Source organism: Paenibacillus methanolicus, from assembly GCF_008124765.1.
GTDB lineage: Bacteria > Bacillota > Bacilli > Paenibacillales > Paenibacillaceae > Paenibacillus_Z > Paenibacillus_Z methanolicus.
The window spans coordinates 280,491-297,621 of sequence record NZ_VNHS01000012.1 but is presented as its reverse complement, the minus strand read 5'-3'; the positions used below and the strand labels follow the sequence as shown (position 1 = coordinate 297,621).

11 protein-coding genes are annotated in these 17,131 nt (G+C 52.9%); 3 read left to right on the top strand and 8 right to left on the bottom strand.

All coding sequences use genetic code 11. The annotated features are described in order from the left end of the window. Positions 1-83: 83 nt before the first annotated feature. Positions 84-1,241 (bottom strand): glycosyltransferase family 4 protein, encoded by a 1,158-nt coding sequence (locus tag BCM02_RS28945; protein WP_148932620.1) that lies wholly within the window; start codon positions 1,239-1,241, stop codon positions 84-86. Next, complete coding sequence (locus tag BCM02_RS28940) at positions 1,219-2,331, bottom strand: glycosyltransferase family 4 protein (protein WP_148932619.1); 1,113 nt, start codon at positions 2,329-2,331, stop codon at positions 1,219-1,221. Before BCM02_RS28940 ends, BCM02_RS28945 begins: the two co-directional genes overlap by 23 nt. 334 nt (positions 2,332-2,665) lie before the next feature. Between BCM02_RS28940 and BCM02_RS28935 the strand changes: the two genes are divergently transcribed. Continuing rightward, positions 2,666-3,034 (top strand): helix-turn-helix domain-containing protein, encoded by a 369-nt coding sequence (locus BCM02_RS28935; RefSeq protein ID WP_148932618.1) that lies wholly within the window; start codon positions 2,666-2,668, stop codon positions 3,032-3,034. Between the two features lie 40 nt (positions 3,035-3,074). On the opposite strand, the gene BCM02_RS35495 is transcribed toward BCM02_RS28935, so the two are convergent. The 4 genes from BCM02_RS35495 to gltB form a co-directional block, all read right to left on the bottom strand. After that, on the bottom strand, positions 3,075-3,227 hold the full coding sequence (locus BCM02_RS35495; RefSeq protein ID WP_187434460.1) for a hypothetical protein: 153 nt from the start codon (positions 3,225-3,227) through the stop codon (positions 3,075-3,077). A 487-nt stretch (positions 3,228-3,714) separates the two neighbouring features. Beyond that, on the bottom strand, positions 3,715-5,418 hold the full coding sequence (locus BCM02_RS28930) for a Calx-beta domain-containing protein (protein ID WP_148932617.1): 1,704 nt from the start codon (positions 5,416-5,418) through the stop codon (positions 3,715-3,717). Between the two features lie 686 nt (positions 5,419-6,104). After that, the gene (locus tag BCM02_RS28925; protein ID WP_148932616.1) at positions 6,105-7,568 is read right to left on the bottom strand and encodes a Calx-beta domain-containing protein; all 1,464 of its coding nucleotides are present in this window, start codon (positions 7,566-7,568) and stop codon (positions 6,105-6,107) included. Between the two features lie 521 nt (positions 7,569-8,089). Further along, a complete protein-coding gene (gene gltB, locus BCM02_RS28920; protein WP_148932615.1) occupies positions 8,090-12,694 on the bottom strand; it encodes a glutamate synthase large subunit in 4,605 nt (1,534 codons plus the stop codon). A gap of 360 nt (positions 12,695-13,054) precedes the next feature. On the opposite strand from gltB, the gene BCM02_RS28915 reads away from it, so the two are divergent. After that, on the top strand, positions 13,055-14,419 hold the full coding sequence (locus BCM02_RS28915) for a stalk domain-containing protein (protein ID WP_148932614.1): 1,365 nt from the start codon (positions 13,055-13,057) through the stop codon (positions 14,417-14,419). A 118-nt stretch (positions 14,420-14,537) separates the two neighbouring features. On the opposite strand, the gene BCM02_RS28910 is transcribed toward BCM02_RS28915, so the two are convergent. Both BCM02_RS28910 and kapB read right to left on the bottom strand, forming a co-directional pair. Continuing rightward, entirely contained in the window at positions 14,538-15,098 is a 561-nt protein-coding gene (locus tag BCM02_RS28910) for an orotate phosphoribosyltransferase (RefSeq protein ID WP_148932613.1), read from the bottom strand. 67 nt (positions 15,099-15,165) lie between these two features. Beyond that, positions 15,166-15,555, bottom strand: coding sequence for a kinase-associated lipoprotein KapB (gene kapB, locus BCM02_RS28905; protein WP_148932612.1), 390 nt, complete (start codon positions 15,553-15,555; stop codon positions 15,166-15,168). A 318-nt stretch (positions 15,556-15,873) separates the two neighbouring features. Between kapB and BCM02_RS28900 the strand changes: the two genes are divergently transcribed. Continuing rightward, a complete protein-coding gene (locus BCM02_RS28900) occupies positions 15,874-16,989 on the top strand; it encodes an MGDG synthase family glycosyltransferase (RefSeq protein WP_148932611.1) in 1,116 nt (371 codons plus the stop codon). The last annotated feature ends 142 nt before the right edge of the window (positions 16,990-17,131 follow it).

The window sequence follows — 17,131 nt, the reverse complement described above, 5'->3', positions numbered from 1 at the left end:
GGGGGGATGAATAAGCGGATACGGTTGGTAGGGATTGGATCTTACGCTTAGATTGAAAACGTAAGACCCTAACACCCATTCGATTATAGGGCCAACACCTTAACGGGCATCTCAGCAGCCGCAAACTGGCAGTACTCTCGCTCGACATGTGCTTTAAACTCGGCGATAAAACGTTCATTCGAGAAGGAAAGGGAATTATTTCGGCAATAAATAGGTTTAATTTCAGCGCTTCGAGCCTCAAATCGGTTCACGGACTCCACGATCGCCTCTACACTTTGCTCGTAGAAGAAAACACCCGTCGGCTCACTGTAAGTGTCCAGCCCTTTCACCGTCTCCAAAGCGCCCCCCTTGCCAAAGGCGATGACAGGCGTCCCGCAGGCTTGCGCTTCCACCGGCGTAATGCCGAAATCCTCTTCTGCCGCAAAGACAAACGCTTTTGCCTGGCTCATGTGCATCTTCAGGGTTTGAAACTTCTGATAGCCCATCAACTCGACATTTGGCCCTGCTTTACTGGCGATTTTTTTCATATCCGGCCCATCTCCGATGACGATAAGCCGTTTGTCTGGCATCTGAGCGAACGCCTCTACGATTAAGTCCATCTTTTTGTACGGTACCATCCGCGAAGCCGTAAAGTAATACTCTTCCTTGTCCGGGTAAAAATCGAAAGCCTCCACATCGACCGGCGGATAGATGACCTCCGATTCGCGCCGATAGGCCTTCCAGATTCGTTTCGAGATATACTTCGAGTTGGACAAGAACGAGTTCACGCCGTTGGAGGTACGGTAATCCCACAAGCGGATATTATGTAATAACCATCGGGTGACCATGCTCTTCAGACCCTTTGTCATGCCCGACTCCCTTAAGTACTGATGCTGCAAATCCCAAGCATACCTGATCGGCGTATGTACATAGGAAATATGGAGCTGATTGGGTCCCGTAATAACCCCTTTGGCCACCGCATGGGAGCTGGAAATCACCACATCGTATTCGGAGAGATCAAACTGTTCGATGGCGAGCGGCATAAGAGGCAGATAATGCCGATACAACTTCTTGGACATCGGTAATTTCTGAATGAACGAAGTATGAGTCCGCTTATTCTTAATGAAGCCTCGTTCTTCCGGCTTTAAATGGTCGACAACCGTAAAAATATCCGCATCGGGATATGCGTTCAAAATTTGCTCCAATACCCGTTCCGATCCCGCGTAGGTGACCAGCCAATCATGAATAACTGCGATTTTCATGTTTTAATACCTCCTGGCATACATGAAAGGATTCAAGCGCGGTCGTGTACCAACTGAATGATTCCGCCCTCACGCGTCCCTTCTCTTTCAGCGACTGCTTAAGATTTTCATCGTTCATGAGCATCACGACCTTCTCTGCCACGTCCTTCACGCTGTACGGATCGCAATATACAACCGCATCGCCGCACACCTCAGGGATGGAGGCCGCATTCGAGACAATGACGGGACAGCCGCATGCCATAGCTTCAAGCGGCGGTAGGCCGAATCCTTCATAGAAGGACGGGTAAATAAAGCAGCCTGCATTCTCGAACAGCGTCTTTAGTTCTTCGTCGCTGATATAGCCAATATATTTAACCTTCGGCGAAAACTCAAAATCGGCATCCTTGAAAACTTTCGGATTGGCACCGCCAGCAATAACGATTTCGAAATCGATATCGCCCATTAATTCGATCGCGTTTGCAATCGTCTTAAAGTTCTTATTAGGGCTCATGCTGCTTACGGCCAGAACATAGTTGCCCTTCTTTAGCTTAAACTTCTCCAATACGGCGTCATTCTTGCCAACACCGAGAATATGCTCCTTACCCTCGTAAATGACGGCTATGCTATTTTCCCGAAAACCGCAATATTTCATTAACTCGCGCTTGGAAAATTCGGACACGGTAATTACTTTTCGCAACGTCCTGCGCAGCCTTTTATACATGAGCTTATACCATAAGACATAGGCTTTGGAGTAGGTGTTGCTCGGCAGGAAGACAGCTGCGTCATGAATGGTCAGGATCTGCTGTTTCTTAAAGAGCGGCGCCGAATTGCAAAGGTTGATCAAAAGTCCGTTTTTCGCGAACCGCGGCAGTTCAAGCTGCTCCCACGCATGTCCGGAGCGTTTGCCGATTTTGACGGTCTTAATACGGGACAATCGCAACTCTGTTTTGATGTCCTGGGTGGTGACCAGCACGAACTCCATGCCTGCAGCACTTAAGTCCCCCGCCTCCAGTAATGCGTCCAAGGCTTTAACCAATTCGATTGCATATCGTTGAACGCCAGTAATTTGCTGGCTCAAAAAACGACCATTAATGTAAACGGTTTTTATCATCTTATCTCCCACTCAACCGAATCTCGGAATTTTGGCGACGTCTCTGCATTGTCAACGTTAAGGAATGGACTGCCGATTCAATTTTGTTCATAACCAACCTGTACAAAGAGAACCGGCGGCTGTTATGGTATAGGTTAGTTAGGAAACGTTAATGCTATATCATAACTTGATACAAAACGTAACGGATACACGCTTTAACTTTACGATACAGAACGTAACAAGTCAATATGAATTCCCCGTATTTTTCATGTTTGCGACATTTCGTCGCATTCAATGCAATTGTAAGCGTTTCGTATTAATATGAAAGAACGAGCAGTAATTTAGGAGGCGTTGTATGAATATTGGCAGCCGAATTGCGAAATTGAGGGAGGATCGGGGGTGGACGCAGGAACAGACATCCGCGTCTCTGGGGATCTCGCGGGCAGCTCTGTCGCATTATGAGAAAAACCGCAGGGAACCCGATAGCGAAACCTTGCTAAAGTTCGCTAATCTGTTCCACGTGTCCGTTGATTATCTTGTAGGCCGAACGAACTCGCCGCAAATGACCCTAGACGAACCGATTAAAGAATTCGTTGACCAGCTCGAGCTGTCTGACGAAGAACTTCTCGATAAATATGATCTCACAATTGACGGAATGAAACTTTCACCCGAGGAAGCGCGTCGGTTCATCGCATTTGTGCGGGCCGAGCGCATGATGAAATGAATACCGCTAGACGAATAGAACCATAGCCGGTTTACATCGGCTATGGTTCTATTCCCATTCCGCTAGCATTTATTTGGTTAGGGACAAATTCCTCCGGCAACTTACTCTGATCTAAACCGAGTTGTTCCACAAGCGTAAAAATACAAATCTCAGTCTTTCTGTTATCCATTTCAGTTCCCTGACGGTTTCCCATTCTCCAGCTCCTCTTTTTCTCTTCTCGATTCCATCCTTCATGCTATTTAACTACCTTATAAGTATCGTTCTTGTCAATAATAATGGGAGTATGGCTTGGCATGTCGGGGACGAGATGATCTAATGCTAAAGTTCAAGAGTAGAAACCGGCTTAACCGCGAGGCGGAACGTCAAGTGGCGCTTGCGACATTTCCCATCTATCCAGCAACCCCAGTTGAGCAAGCAGTACACGTACATCAAGGCTGATCCGGTCGGACTCCGCCTTCATTTTCGGGAGTTCCCGACTTGCCAACGTCGTCATAAAATCTCCTACTCTCCGTTTCGTAACATATGCATTCTCGCTAAGCTCTTCCTGCATTATACGTTATTTAAGATACGGATTGTGTCGAAGCATCGGGACATTTCTCGCCATTTTCGATCTATTTTTGTCGCATATTAGGAGAACTACAAGCATAATCCATGGTTTGCGTAAGAATAACTTACATCAGTTAATCATCATCATGAATGAGATAAAAAGTCGTGCCGGTTTCCGGGGTTACAAGAGCTGACGGCGCGGCTAATTTCAACGAGAACGACTCCATTCTCTCTTTCACCTTGTCATTGATGATAGAAATACTGATGGTGGCCATTGTCTGTCCGTCGCGAAATGTTAGTATACCGGCTGCAGGCGTAAAATCAAGATAAGAGGCGGCGGTATCCGACTTCGTCGTATATGGAATGGACAACTCTCCTTGGCTCCCGCCAATGCGATAGACGGTCGCATAGATATTCCCGTCACTCTCCTTCACTGCCTTTACCAAGCTGCCGGGATCAAACTGAACTTTGCCCTGAGGATCGGTTACCGTTACCGTGCAATCCGCTGTAACCCGACCGTCCGCCGCCATGGCGACGATTTTTGTCGTCCCTTTATTCATGCTTGTAATGACTCCTGAAGCGGCATCCTTCACCATGACGATGTCGGGATTATCCGACTTCCAAACCACCTGACGGTTGCTGGCATTAGTTGGAAGCACCGTCGCCGTCAATTGCGCGGAAATATTGCTGCCGTACAGCTCCAATGTTGTTTTATCCAACGATACGCTTTCGACGGGAATGTCTGGCGGCGGCCCTTCGGATTCAGGCACAAACCGATAAAGCGTATTTCCCTTGAAGCCGTACAATTTTCCGTCTGCCATTTTCCTAAACGGTATAACTTCGAAATGATAGTCATAAAGGCTGCTGCTGTTGCTTAGCGTCACCAACCGTCCGTTCATTTCGAAATTCGTATAGTACATGCTGTAATCATCTTTGATAATCAAATCTCCGGTATCGGATAAATAAGCGATCGTCGATGGATAGCTCGGGTAAGGAATTTTCCGCTTGTTACCTTCTGGGGCGATCAGCACGATCCCATCGCCAGCAGGGTCGTTCGATACGTATGCCAGCCAGCCGTTATTCACTTGGAAATCATTGATATCATCATTAAATACATAGAGTCGTTCTTCATGTCCGCCCTGATAGCGATTGAGCGAATTCAAATCCAAGTCGGTCAGCCATTGTTTAAAAACCACCTGAATGCCGTCTGTCATATGACCGCGCGATGACTCGTCTGTCATAAAAACATAAGGTGTTTTGACCGTCTGACCCTCCCGGTAAGCTATGATTTCGTTGGCTTCGTTTTTATACATCAACCGACCGTCATTAGACAACGTGGCAAAGTCTTTCTTGGCCTTATACCCGTTTTGCGCGGACACATTCCGCAAGTTGTTGTCCTTCCGATTGAATAGCTGGATGTGGTATGCCGTACTTTGCGGAATCTTCGTCGTAAACGCCACATAGTCCCGCGACTTCGCAAAAAGCAGTCCTGTCGAACTAGCGACCTGAACGTTCGCGTTATCTCTCCCCCGAAAATAGGCATATCCGCCTGCTGTATAAAATACGCCGTCAGCAGCAAGCGCGCCATTCGATGCTGCTCCCCCCACGTACACTGTGGTTTGATTCTGGCGATTCTTTACATATAAGCCGTCTCCGCCATTATAAAGGATACGATTGTCGTCGAAATCCAAAATTTTCCCAACAATCGTGTCTACGACGACATAGTGCGACTCGGTTTCGTCTGCGGCTTTGGCCGGCAAAATAAGGCCCGTCATCGTCAACGAGAGTGCGATTATGACGATAAGCCATCGGTAAACGGGTAATAGCTTGGCTTGCATGGTCGATCCTCCTCTATTGTCTTCCTACTAGGAAATAAGCTGCCCTTGTACTATCAGTCATTTCCTAACATGCCGTCCCACGATGTAGGCTAAATGGATTTATCCAATTACTCAAACCATGTAACAACAAAACTCCTGTTTGGATGAATGCGTGCGGAAAGGTTCTTGAAGCGAAAATGCGGAATAGGAAGCGACAAACCGATTAGAGGCGAGAAGAAGGGGATAGATGCGATGTGCTTAAGGCCATTTCATTTACAGAGGGTCGTATTCGGCCTTAGTCGAGCAGGATTGGGAATCAATTCGCTCGTCTACTTCATTCCTTGTTAAGATATGAGTCCTCGTAACGGTGTATTCTACGTCTTTTTTGTCGAATTCGTTGCGCGCCCCCCCCCCCCCTATAGCACCCAGCTTGGCGTGGATGACCAACTTCTTCGTCTTCACTTCCATCACCTAAACAGACCTCTTATCCGTGCCTTTCGTCGCAGTCGAGGCAGGGAAGCTTATTCATCCTCAACATTGGGGATGACAAACCAATTATAGAATTGTCCGTCAGGTTATAGAATAGTGCTAACTGCGGAATTACATCTCATTTTTTGTCGAATCCGAAAAATGAACGGATACCTGCATCAGGCGTCCGTTCATTCCGGTTATCTTTGAAACAAGCCAATCATAATCCATGTCTCCGTTTAATCATTGTCTTTTATGATTACGTTGGCCGTAGCTTTTATCTTGTCCTGTATCTGTTCGGCCTGTCCCAATAACTTCACAGCAAAGGATTCATCTCGCTCTTGTACCGTATCATTAATCAACCGAATTTGAATGACTGCTTTGCGCATGCCGCTTTTAAAGGTTATTGATCCTTCGACCGGCTTAAAATCCATATTGGCAGTCGCCGTTTTGGCCTTGGTCGTGTAGTTAACGGTTAATTCGCCTAACGTGCTGCCATCCCGGTAGACGTCAAAATATAGGGTAGCACTGCCTTCACTTACTTTTCGCGCAAGCGACTTGGGATCGAATCCGACTGTGCCTTGCGCTGGATTTAGTACGAGTGAAGAACGTTCAGGAGTAAACCGATAGAGATTGCTCCCTATAAATCCGTACCGGTGGCCGTCCTCCATTTTCAAGAACGGATAGCTCTCGAATTCAAACATGCCGAAGTCATCCTGGGCTAGCAACACAAGCCTCCCGTTCATCTCCGCCCCTGTATACCATAGATGCTGGTCATCACTGAAAACAATATCTCCGCTGTCAGAGAGATATCTGATGTTCGTTTCAGAATTAGGGAATGGAATGTTCAACTTCGTCCCTGTAGGGGCCATCAAGACGATTCCGTCGGTAGAGCGGCGGTTCGACACATAAGCCAACCACCCGTTATTAACACGATAATCCCTGATATCATCATGGAAGACATCTAGTTGCTGTTCGATTCCGTCCCTATATATATTCAACGAATTTACGTTGGAGTCTGCTAACCAATGTTTAAACACAAGCTGAATGCCATCGGTTGCATGGCCATGGTAGAAGGCGTCTGTTTCATCTCCCGGTAAATGATAGGAGGTTTTTGTCGTGACGCCGTCGTAATAGGCAATGAGTTCGTCGGTTTCATTCTTATACATCAGGTGACCGTCATTGGATACGGTTGCAAAATCTTGGCCGGCATTATGGCGATTGTTAGCAGACACATTATGAAAGGTGCCTTCTATTAAATTGTACAGCCAGATTTCGTATGCCGTTCTCCCCAAGGTTCGCGTACTGAATACGGCATAGTTCCGAGAGCCGCTGAATAAATCGCCCGTATTGGTCGCGATCGTTTTCACGCCCCCCGAAACTTCCCAGACGTTGATATTGGAGTTAGCCTGAAAGATCGCACCGTTTGCCGTTAATTTACTGCTTACAGCCCCGGTAGACAGAGGAATGTTCACATCCTTCTGATTAGCTCGATCTCTGATATAGAGCATTTCTTCGCGTTTATATAAGATCCGATTCAGATCGAAATCGATAATATTGCCGGGCACCATTGCGATGACTGCATTCTCCGGACCTCCTGTACCTAGTTCTGCTGTAGCTGGAGTCACAACCATAACAAACATCATAAAGGTTGCTAGCCATGCGATACACCACCAGTAAATTGACTTGGGAACGAAATTCATTGATTCGATCCTCCTTTACATTTTGCCAGTGGCCATCTGTTGTCTACTGAAAGCGGCCAAACCACCACTTAATGCCAAGTATAGAGGCAATTGATTGGTGACGAAATAGTTCTAACTACGGATACAATTTAGAACAATTGTCGATCCGCTTCATCAAAGCAGACATGACCCTAATCGACAAAGCTTTGCTTTATTCTCCCCTTCCAGCCTACGACCACAAAGATGATAGATGGCTTTCCTTTAAAGAATTAGTCAAACCTGTACAATATAATGATGTTTCCACGGCTATTTTTGCGATTTGTTTGGATTTCTTCGAATCGTTTATCCCACATTATTTAAGCCAGAAGACTATTAAATTACCTCCTCCTATCCTATTGATATATCTAAATACGAGGCTTCTCTCCTTCCGAATCTAGTGCGGATGAATTACCCATTACCAACAAAAAGACCTCTAAGAGATTCACACAGCGATTTTGCTGTACGTATCCCTTAGAGGTTTACTTCACACCTACTCTAACGTATTAATTCCCGCCAACCCGTGCCAGTTCCTTCATGTTGGCTTCGAAAGCCGCCAAGAGGGCTGCGTCGCCGGTGAGGCCGGTTGCTTCGACTTTCTCGATCTGCTCGAGCATCCGCTTGTAGTCCTTCGGAATAACGCGCACGAACTTCTGCAGGTAGCTCGACCAGTCGCTGAGGACGCGGTCGCCGACTTCGCTGCCCGTGTTCTGCACGTGGCGCTCGATCATGCCGCGCAGCTCGGCAGCTTCGGCTTCGGTCTCGACGCGCTCGAGCAGGACCATCTCGAGGTTGCAGTTCTGATAGAACGTGCCAGCTTCGTCCAGGACGTACGCCACGCCGCCGGACATGCCGGCCGCGAAGTTGCGCCCCGTGCCGCCGAGGACGACGACGCGTCCGCCGGTCATGTACTCGCAACCATGGTCGCCTACGCCTTCGACGACGACGCGAACGCCGGAGTTGCGGACCGCGAAGCGCTCGCCCGCGATGCCGCGGATGTAGGCATCGCCGTTCGTTGCGCCGTAGAACGCGGTGTTGCCGATAATGACGTTATCCTCCGACTTGAAGGTCGCCTTCGGCGACGGCGCGACGATGATCTTGCCGCCCGAAAGGCCTTTGCCGACGTAGTCGTTGGAATCGCCCTCGATGGAGAGCGTAATGCCCTTCGGCACGAACGCGCCGAAGCTTTGGCCGGCCGAACCGACGAAGTGGAACGAGATCGTGTCTTCCGGCAAGCCTTTCGCCCCATAACGTCGCGTCACTTCGCTGCCTACGATCGTGCCGACGACGCGATTCGTGTTCGCGATCGGGAACGTCGCGCGCACTTGCTCGCCGCTCTCAAGCGCAGGCTGTGCCGCCGGCAGCAGCTTCTGCATGTCGAGCGATTCGTGCAGCAGGTGGTTCTGCTCCTGCACTTGGTAGCGCGCGGAACCTTCCGGCAGCTCGACTTGGTACAGTAGCGGCGTCAGGTCGATACCTTTGAGTTTGTAATGATCGATCAGATCTTTCGTCTTCAGACGATCGACGCGGCCGACCATTTCGTTCACCGTGCGGAAGCCCAATTGCGCCATGATTTCGCGGAACTCTTGCGCGACGAAGAGCATGTAGTTGACCATATGGCTCGGGTCGCCCATGAACTTCTTGCGCAGCTCCGGATTCTGCGTCGCGACGCCGACCGGACAAGTATCCAGCTGGCACACGCGCATCATGATACAGCCCAGAACGACGAGCGGTGCCGTCGAGAAGCCATATTCTTCGGCGCCAAGCAGCGCTGCGATCGCGAGGTCGCGGCCGTTCATGATTTTGCCGTCCGTCTCCACCACGACGCGGTCGCGGAGGTTGTTCAGGATCAGCGTCTGATGCGTCTCGGCAAGGCCGAGTTCCCACGGCAAACCCGCATGGCGGATCGATGCCAGCGGCGATGCGCCCGTGCCGCCGTCATATCCCGAGACGAGAATGACGTCCGCGCGGCCTTTGGCAACGCCCGCCGCGATCGTGCCTACGCCAACCTCGGATACGAGCTTAACGTTAATGCGCGCGCGAGGATTCGCGTTCTTCAGATCGTGGATGAGCTCCGCCAAGTCTTCGATCGAGTAGATGTCATGGTGCGGCGGCGGCGAGATGAGACCTACGCCCGGCGTGGAGCCGCGGACTTCGGCTACCCAAGGATAAACCTTGCGACCAGGCAGCTGACCGCCTTCGCCCGGCTTCGCGCCTTGCGCCATCTTAATCTGGATCTCGTCGGCATTGACTAGGTAGTTACTCGTGACGCCGAAGCGGCCCGATGCGACCTGCTTGATCGCGCTGCGGCGGGAATCGCCGTTCGCGTCCGGGATGAAGCGCGCCGGATCTTCGCCGCCTTCGCCCGTATTGGACTTGCCGCCGATGCGGTTCATCGCGATCGCAAGCGCTTCGTGCGCTTCCTTGCTGATGGAGCCGAACGACATCGCGCCCGTCTTGAACCGTTTCACGATCGATTCCACGGATTCGACTTCGTCGAGCGGAATCGGCTGAGCGTCGAAGTTGAAGTCCAGCAGCGAGCGGAGCGTCAGGTGCTTCTTGTCTTCGCCCTGCACCATCGCCGAGAATTTCTTGTACATGTCATAGTTATTCGTACGCGAAGCCATCTGCAGCGTATGGATCGTCTGCGGGCTGAACAGGTGGTCTTCGCCGTCTTTACGCCATTGGTATTCGCCGCCGGAGTCGAGCTCCTTCACGCGGCCTTCCTGCTCGGCGAACGCCCGGTTATGATGCTTGAGCGTCTCTTGCGCCACGATATCGAGGCCGATGCCGCCGATACGCGATGGCGTCCAAGTGAAATACTTCTCGATCAGTTCTTCCTGCAGACCGACGGCTTCGAAAATTTGCGCGCCGCGGTACGATTGGATCGTCGAAATCCCGTATTTGGACAGAATTTTCGTAACGCCTTTCGTCGCTGCTTTAATGAAGTTTTTGACCGCTTTCTCGTGCGTCACGCCGCGCAGCAGGCCTTGGCGGATCATGTCGTCGAGCGTCTCGAACGCCAAGTATGGGTTTACGGCGCTGACGCCGTAGCCGAGCAGCAAGGCGAAGTGATGCACTTCGCGCGGCTCGCCAGACTCCAGCAGGATGCTGACGCGCGTGCGCGTGCCTTCGCGGATCAAATGGTGATGCAGCGCGGAGACGGCAAGCAGCGCCGGGATCGCCGCGTTCTCGCGGTCTACGCCGCGGTCGGACAAGATCAAGATATTGTGGCCTTTGGCGATAACGCGGTCGGCCGCTTCGTTTATTTGCGCAAGCGCGGCGCGCAATCCTTCTTCGCCTTCGGCAGCCGGGAACAGAATCGGCAGCGTGATCGACTTGAAGCCTGGACGGCGAACATGGCGCAATTTTGCGAACTCTTCATTAGAAAGAACAGGCGATGCGAGCGAAATCTGGCGCGCGCTCTCCGGCTCCGGATGAAGCAGGTTGCGCTCCGGCCCGATCGTCGTCGTCGTCGCGGTGATGATCTCCTCGCGGATCGCGTCGATCGGCGGGTTCGTTACTTGCGCGAACAACTGCTTGAAGTAGTTGTACAGTCGCTGAGGGCGTTCCGACAGAATGGCCAACGGCGCGTCGTAACCCATGGAAGCGATCGGCTCAACGCCGCTGCCCGCCATCGGCTCGAGCACTTTGCGCACGTCTTCGAACGTGTAACCGAATGCTTGCTGGCGGCGCTCGACGGACTCATGGTCCGGCTCCGGCAGTTCCGGCGCGTCCGGCAGATCGTCAAGGCCAATCAGGTGCTCGTTCAGCCATTCGCGGTAAGGCTGCTCGCCCGCGATCGCGGCTTTCACTTCCTCGTCGGAAATGATGCGGCCTTCCTTCGTGTCCACGAGGAGCATACGGCCTGGGCGCAGGCGGTCTTTATAAAGGATGTTCTCCGGATCGATCGGCACCGTGCCGGCTTCGGAACCGAGAATGATATGATCGTCCTTCGTCACGTAGTATCGCGCGGGACGCAAGCCGTTGCGGTCGAGGATCGCGCCGATCTGCGTGCCGTCGGTGAACGCCATCGCCGCAGGACCGTCCCATGGCTCCATAAGCGTGCTGTGATATTCGTAGAAAGCCTTCTTCGTGTCGTCCATCGTCTCATGATTCGACCATGGCTCCGGCACCATCATCATCGCGACGTGCGGGAGCGAACGGCCGGATAGGAACAGGAATTCCAGCGTGTTGTCGAACATCGCCGTATCGGAACCGTCCGGGTTGATGACCGGCTTGACTTTGTCCATGTCGCTGCCGAACAGCTCGCTCTCGAAGAGCGACTGGCGGGCATGCATCCAGTTGACGTTGCCGCGCAGCGTGTTGATCTCGCCGTTGTGGATCATATATCGGTAAGGATGCGCGCGCTCCCAGCTTGGGAACGTGTTCGTCGAGAATCGGGAGTGGACGAGCGCGATCGCCGTTTCGACGGCTTCGTCGCTCAGCTCCACGTAGAACGAGCGAACCTGCTCGGTCGTGAGCATCCCTTTATACACGATTTTCTTGCTCGAGAGGCTCGGGAAGTAGAATACGTCCCCGCCCTCTGCACCGGCATAGCGAATCGCCAATTCGGCGCGCTTGCGGATGACGTACAATTTGCGTTCAAAGGACAATTCGTCCTGCAGATTGGCGGCTTTGCCGATGAATACTTGGCGTACGTACGGTTTGACGGCAAGCGCCGATTTGCCAAGCTTCTCGTCGTTCGTCGGCACGGTACGCCAGCCGATGACGGTCTGACCTTCCTCGCGGATGATCGCCTCCAGCTCGCGCTCGTTTTTGCCGCGGACCGTCTCGTCTTGGGACAAGAACAGCATGCCTACCGCATAATCGCCGCTTGCCGGCAGTTCGATTCCGAGCCCTTTCATCTCGCGCTCGAAGAACTTGTGCGGGAGTTGAAGCATGATGCCCGCGCCGTCCCCCGTATTAGGCTCGCTGCCTTGGCCGCCGCGGTGTTCCATGTTCTCCAGAACCGTGAGCGCCTGACGGACGATTGTATGCGACTTTTTCCCCTTGATGTTTGCCACAAAGCCCATCCCGCATGCGTCTTTCTCGTACTGCGGGTCGTATAGGCCTTGCTTCGGCGGCAATCCGAAACGATTCTCTTTCATTGCGTGCAACCTTTCTATCAGAAGATTTTTGTGCAAACGTAAATCATGACGGCCTTACGCTTCAATTTAGAAGCACAATCGCTTACAATGGAAAAGGAGTGCAACCTCGACCGTTTCCGCATCTTCGAGAGCACGAACATTCCGGCTCTACAGATGTTGATTGTACGGAATCTCGCTTTATCGCTTCGATGTGCCGCAGTTCAAACATCCAATGCGCAAATTTTGTATTTATATGATAATACCATCCCCCCATTGCGATATCAATTTATTCTTTTTATGATTGTGATAAGAGATCTTTTACGAAAGATGTCAGTTTCGGACTTTCATACAGCCTAACTATAGCAAAAGGAAGTGGTCTCTTTGTATAGCAACTTCAGGAAAACCCCTCTTGCCCTTCTCTCCCTCGCGGCGATCATGCTCGCCGGTTCGCTCCCGCAGGCCGGCGCGACAACGTCCGCGGCATCGCCGAACGCGAACCGAATATCCGCTGGGCAAATCGCCGAAATCCGGACAATCCCCCTCGCGGCCTCGGCGCCGGTATCCGCTTACAAGCGCGTCGATCCGTACAAAATCGTAGCTATCGGCGACTCGCTCACGGTCGGTTACGAGATGGGGATTACCGAACCGTCGGCGCTCTATGGTTACGTCGGGCGGATCTATGAGCAGGCGCTCTATCACGGCGCGGCCGAGGTGCAGAACTTCGGTGTACTCGGTCTGAAGAGCGGCGGCCTCAAGAACTGGCTGGATGCGGCGGTTCAAGGCACGACGGTCGCGGCCGAAGACGCGCAGAGCGGCTTGTCCAAATACCCGTACGCAGCCGAGACGATCGCCAAATCCGCAGCGCTGAAGGAAGCGGCCGGCGAGGCCGATTTAATCGTCATGACGATCGGCGGCAACGATTTTCTTCCTATATTTACTGAGCTGCAATCGAGAACCGTAGAACCAGCCGAGCTGCAGAAACTGCTTGACGACTTGCTTGCGGGTTATAGCACGACGCTCGAAGCTTCCCTACGAGCTATCGTCAGCCTGAATCCGGACGCCAAGATCGTGCTTGCCGACCAATATCTGCCACTCCCGAAGCCAAGCCAGTTCGTGAAAGTAGTCACGGAGGAGCAATATGCCGTCCTCGAGAAGGCGGTCTCCTCCCTGCACGACGCGCTAGAAACCGTGGAGTCGAAATTTGCCGGAGAAGGCGTATCGTTGTCGATCGTCGACATCGCAACGCCGTTCGCCGGCCAGCAATTCGTACTCACTTCCATTCGCGATAAAGACGTACATCCGAACAATGCCGGCTATGAAGTGATCGGACAGCAGTTCGCCAGCGCCATCTGGGGCGAGTACCGCAAGGCCGCTCCGCTTGCCGCTGACGTGCCGCTTCATCTAATTGTGAACGGAAAGGAGCTGGCGGGCGGCAACAAGCCGGTCATCAAGAACAACACGACGTTCCTGCCGATGCGCGACGTCGCGAACGCGCTTGGCGCCACGCTCGCTTGGGACGGCAAAACCCAAACGGCAACGATTCAGGCGGCAGGCAAGAAGGTCGCCTTCACGATCGGCGCGAAGACGATGAACGTGAACGGCCAACAGGTACCGCTGACAACGCCGGCATATCTGGCCAAGAACGGCAAGAACCTCTCCACGTATCTGCCGCTCGCGGCGCTATCGGAAGGCATTGGCTATCAGGTCGTCTACCGCAAAACGATCAAAACCGCATTCATTAATTAATAATTTTCCTTCCTAATATAAGAACGATGTAAGTACGCGTAAAAAGACCAGCTTAGGAATCAGCCGGATGACGGCTCCCTTAAGCTGGTCTTTTCTTGTATCCCTATACGGCCTGCCCCTACTCCTCCATGTTCGGCTTGCCTTCCTCGCCGCCAAGTCCGATGCGGGTCAGCTCCTCGAGCGTGAAGAGCGCGTGGAAACGTAGGCCGGCCGCTTCGATGTTCCGACGGCCCTCCGGATCCTGTTCAATGACGCAGACGACGTCGGTGACATTCGCCCCGGCCGCGCGAAGATCGTTCACGCTCTGCAGCACCTGCATGCCCGTGGAGACGATGTCCTTGACCACGCAGACGCGCTTACCCGAGATCTCCGCGCCCTCCGCGACCCGCCCGGTGCCGTACTGCTGCGCCTTCAGCCGCACGAACACGGCCGGCAGCCGCGTCTCCAGGGACAGTACGGTTACGAGCGGTATGCCGCCCAGCTCCAGACCCGCGAGCACCTGAGTGCCGACCGGCACGAACGTGGACATTTCCCACGCGATCGCGCCCATGAGACGCGGATCGGACTCGAATCGGTACGGGTCCACGTAATTATCGCTCGTCGCGCCGGAGCGCATGCGCACTTCCCCGTTCCAATGCGCGAGCTTATAGATTTCCTCGGCCATCATTTGCTTGTCCATGGTAAGAAAGATCGACTCCTTCGCTGAGATAAACGGACGATGGGGCTTGCCGCCGGCGGCGTCCATGCTACTTGTACTCCCGACCGAGCGCCTCGAGCGAACTCAAACCCTTCTCCGCCCAGCGTTTCAGCCTGTCCAACCCCTCGATCTCGCGCGCCAGCGCGGCCGCTAGCGAACTCTTGTAATCCGGCACGTCGCCGCGGTAAGGCGATAAGTCGCCGTACGGCACGTTCGTCTTCTCCGTATAGCTGAGCGCCCGGCGTTCATGAAACATCGGCACGTCGGGATTGTACGGATTGTGCAGATCCCCCTGCTCCGGATGTTTGCGCACCGCCAGAATCTTCACGAGCGCGCGCGGTCCGCCCGCTTCGACCACCTCTCCGATATATTCTCCCGTCTTCACCTGCGCGATGACCAGTTCGCCCGCTTCCGGACGATAGGGTTCGCCTGCTCTCATGACGCGTTCACGCTCCATTCCTTGAACTATTCTTTCCATAGCATATCGGAAGTGGCGAGATGTAAGCAAGTTATGGAAAAAAGCAAGCGTTATCATCTTTTTACCCGCTATGCTCGTCGGTATTCATGGGGGATGCGAACCCCCCTTGGCAATTTACCTAATTTTTAGGCGCAATTCGTACCGGTTTACAGCTTAGATAGGCGCTACAATCTTGTGTTAGCGCTCCTGCCGAAGTAATATGGTATAAGATAAGCCGCGGAGAACAGATGGCGGGCGAACCGAAGTCCTTCGTCTCTATACAGAAAAGCAGGTGAGAAGATGCGCAAGAAACGAGTGCTGCTGCTCTCGGAAGGGTTCGGCTCCGGACATACCCAAGCCGCCTACGCGCTGGCCGTCGGGCTGCGCGAGCTGGATCCGGGAATTCAGACTCGCGTCATCGAGCTCGGGAAGTTCCTGAATCCGGTGTTGGGACCGATGATTGTGAACGCTTACCGCAAAACGGTAAGCAAACAGCCGAAGCTTGTCGGCATCATGTACCGCAGACAATACAAGAAATCGCTCAACCGGCTCACCCAGCTTGCGTTGCACCGCATTTTTTATACCCATACCTCCCAAGTCATCGAACAACTGAAGCCCGATCTGATCGTCTGCACCCACCCGGTGCCGAACGCGGTCGTCGCCCGGTTGAAGCGGCTGGGGCTGGACGTGCCGCTATTCACGCTGATTACGGACTATGACGCCCACGGCACGTGGACCAGCGGCGAGGTGACCAAATACCTGGTTTCCACCCCGGTCGTGATGGAGAAGCTGCTCGAGCGAGGCATCCCGGCTCAGCGGATCGAAGTAACGGGCATCCCCGTGCATCCGAATTTTTGGCATACGCACGACAAAGCCGAGATTCGGGCCCAATTCGGCTTGAAACCGATGCCGACGGTGCTCATCATGGGCGGCGGCTGGGGTCTTATGAACAGCGACGATCTACTCGCCTATATGACCGAGTACCGCGAGCGCGTCCAGCTTATCTATTGCGTCGGCAATAATGAGGAATCTCGCGCGCGCCTGCTCGCCGACCCCCGGTTCCAGCATCCGAACGTACGGGTGATCGGCTTTACCCGGGAAGTCAGCAAGCTGATGGACATCTCTGATCTGCTGGTGACGAAGCCGGGCGGCATGACGTGCACCGAGGGACTCAGCAAAGGCATCCCGATGCTGTTCTACGAGCCCATCCCCGGCCAGGAGGAAGAGAACTGCGAATATTTCGTGCAGCAGGGATTCGGAGAGATGCTCGAGACCGCCGCCACCGTCAAACGATGGTTCGAATTAATTCAGGAGCCTTACGCCTCCGATCAATTTAGACGAAAGCTGCTGACCAAGCGGAATCAATATTATAATCCAATGCAATGCTCCCGTGCCGTCCTGCAGTTTATGCAGTGACGGTTTTTCTTTTTGGTGCCGAACGAGACAACCTTTGCCTGTATAACGCATCCCCTTCAGTGGTAAATATACCTTAAGTATGTTATCGAAGCGCGCGATGCTTGCCAAGCCAGAAGCCGGCATCGAACGAAAGGGGAACCTT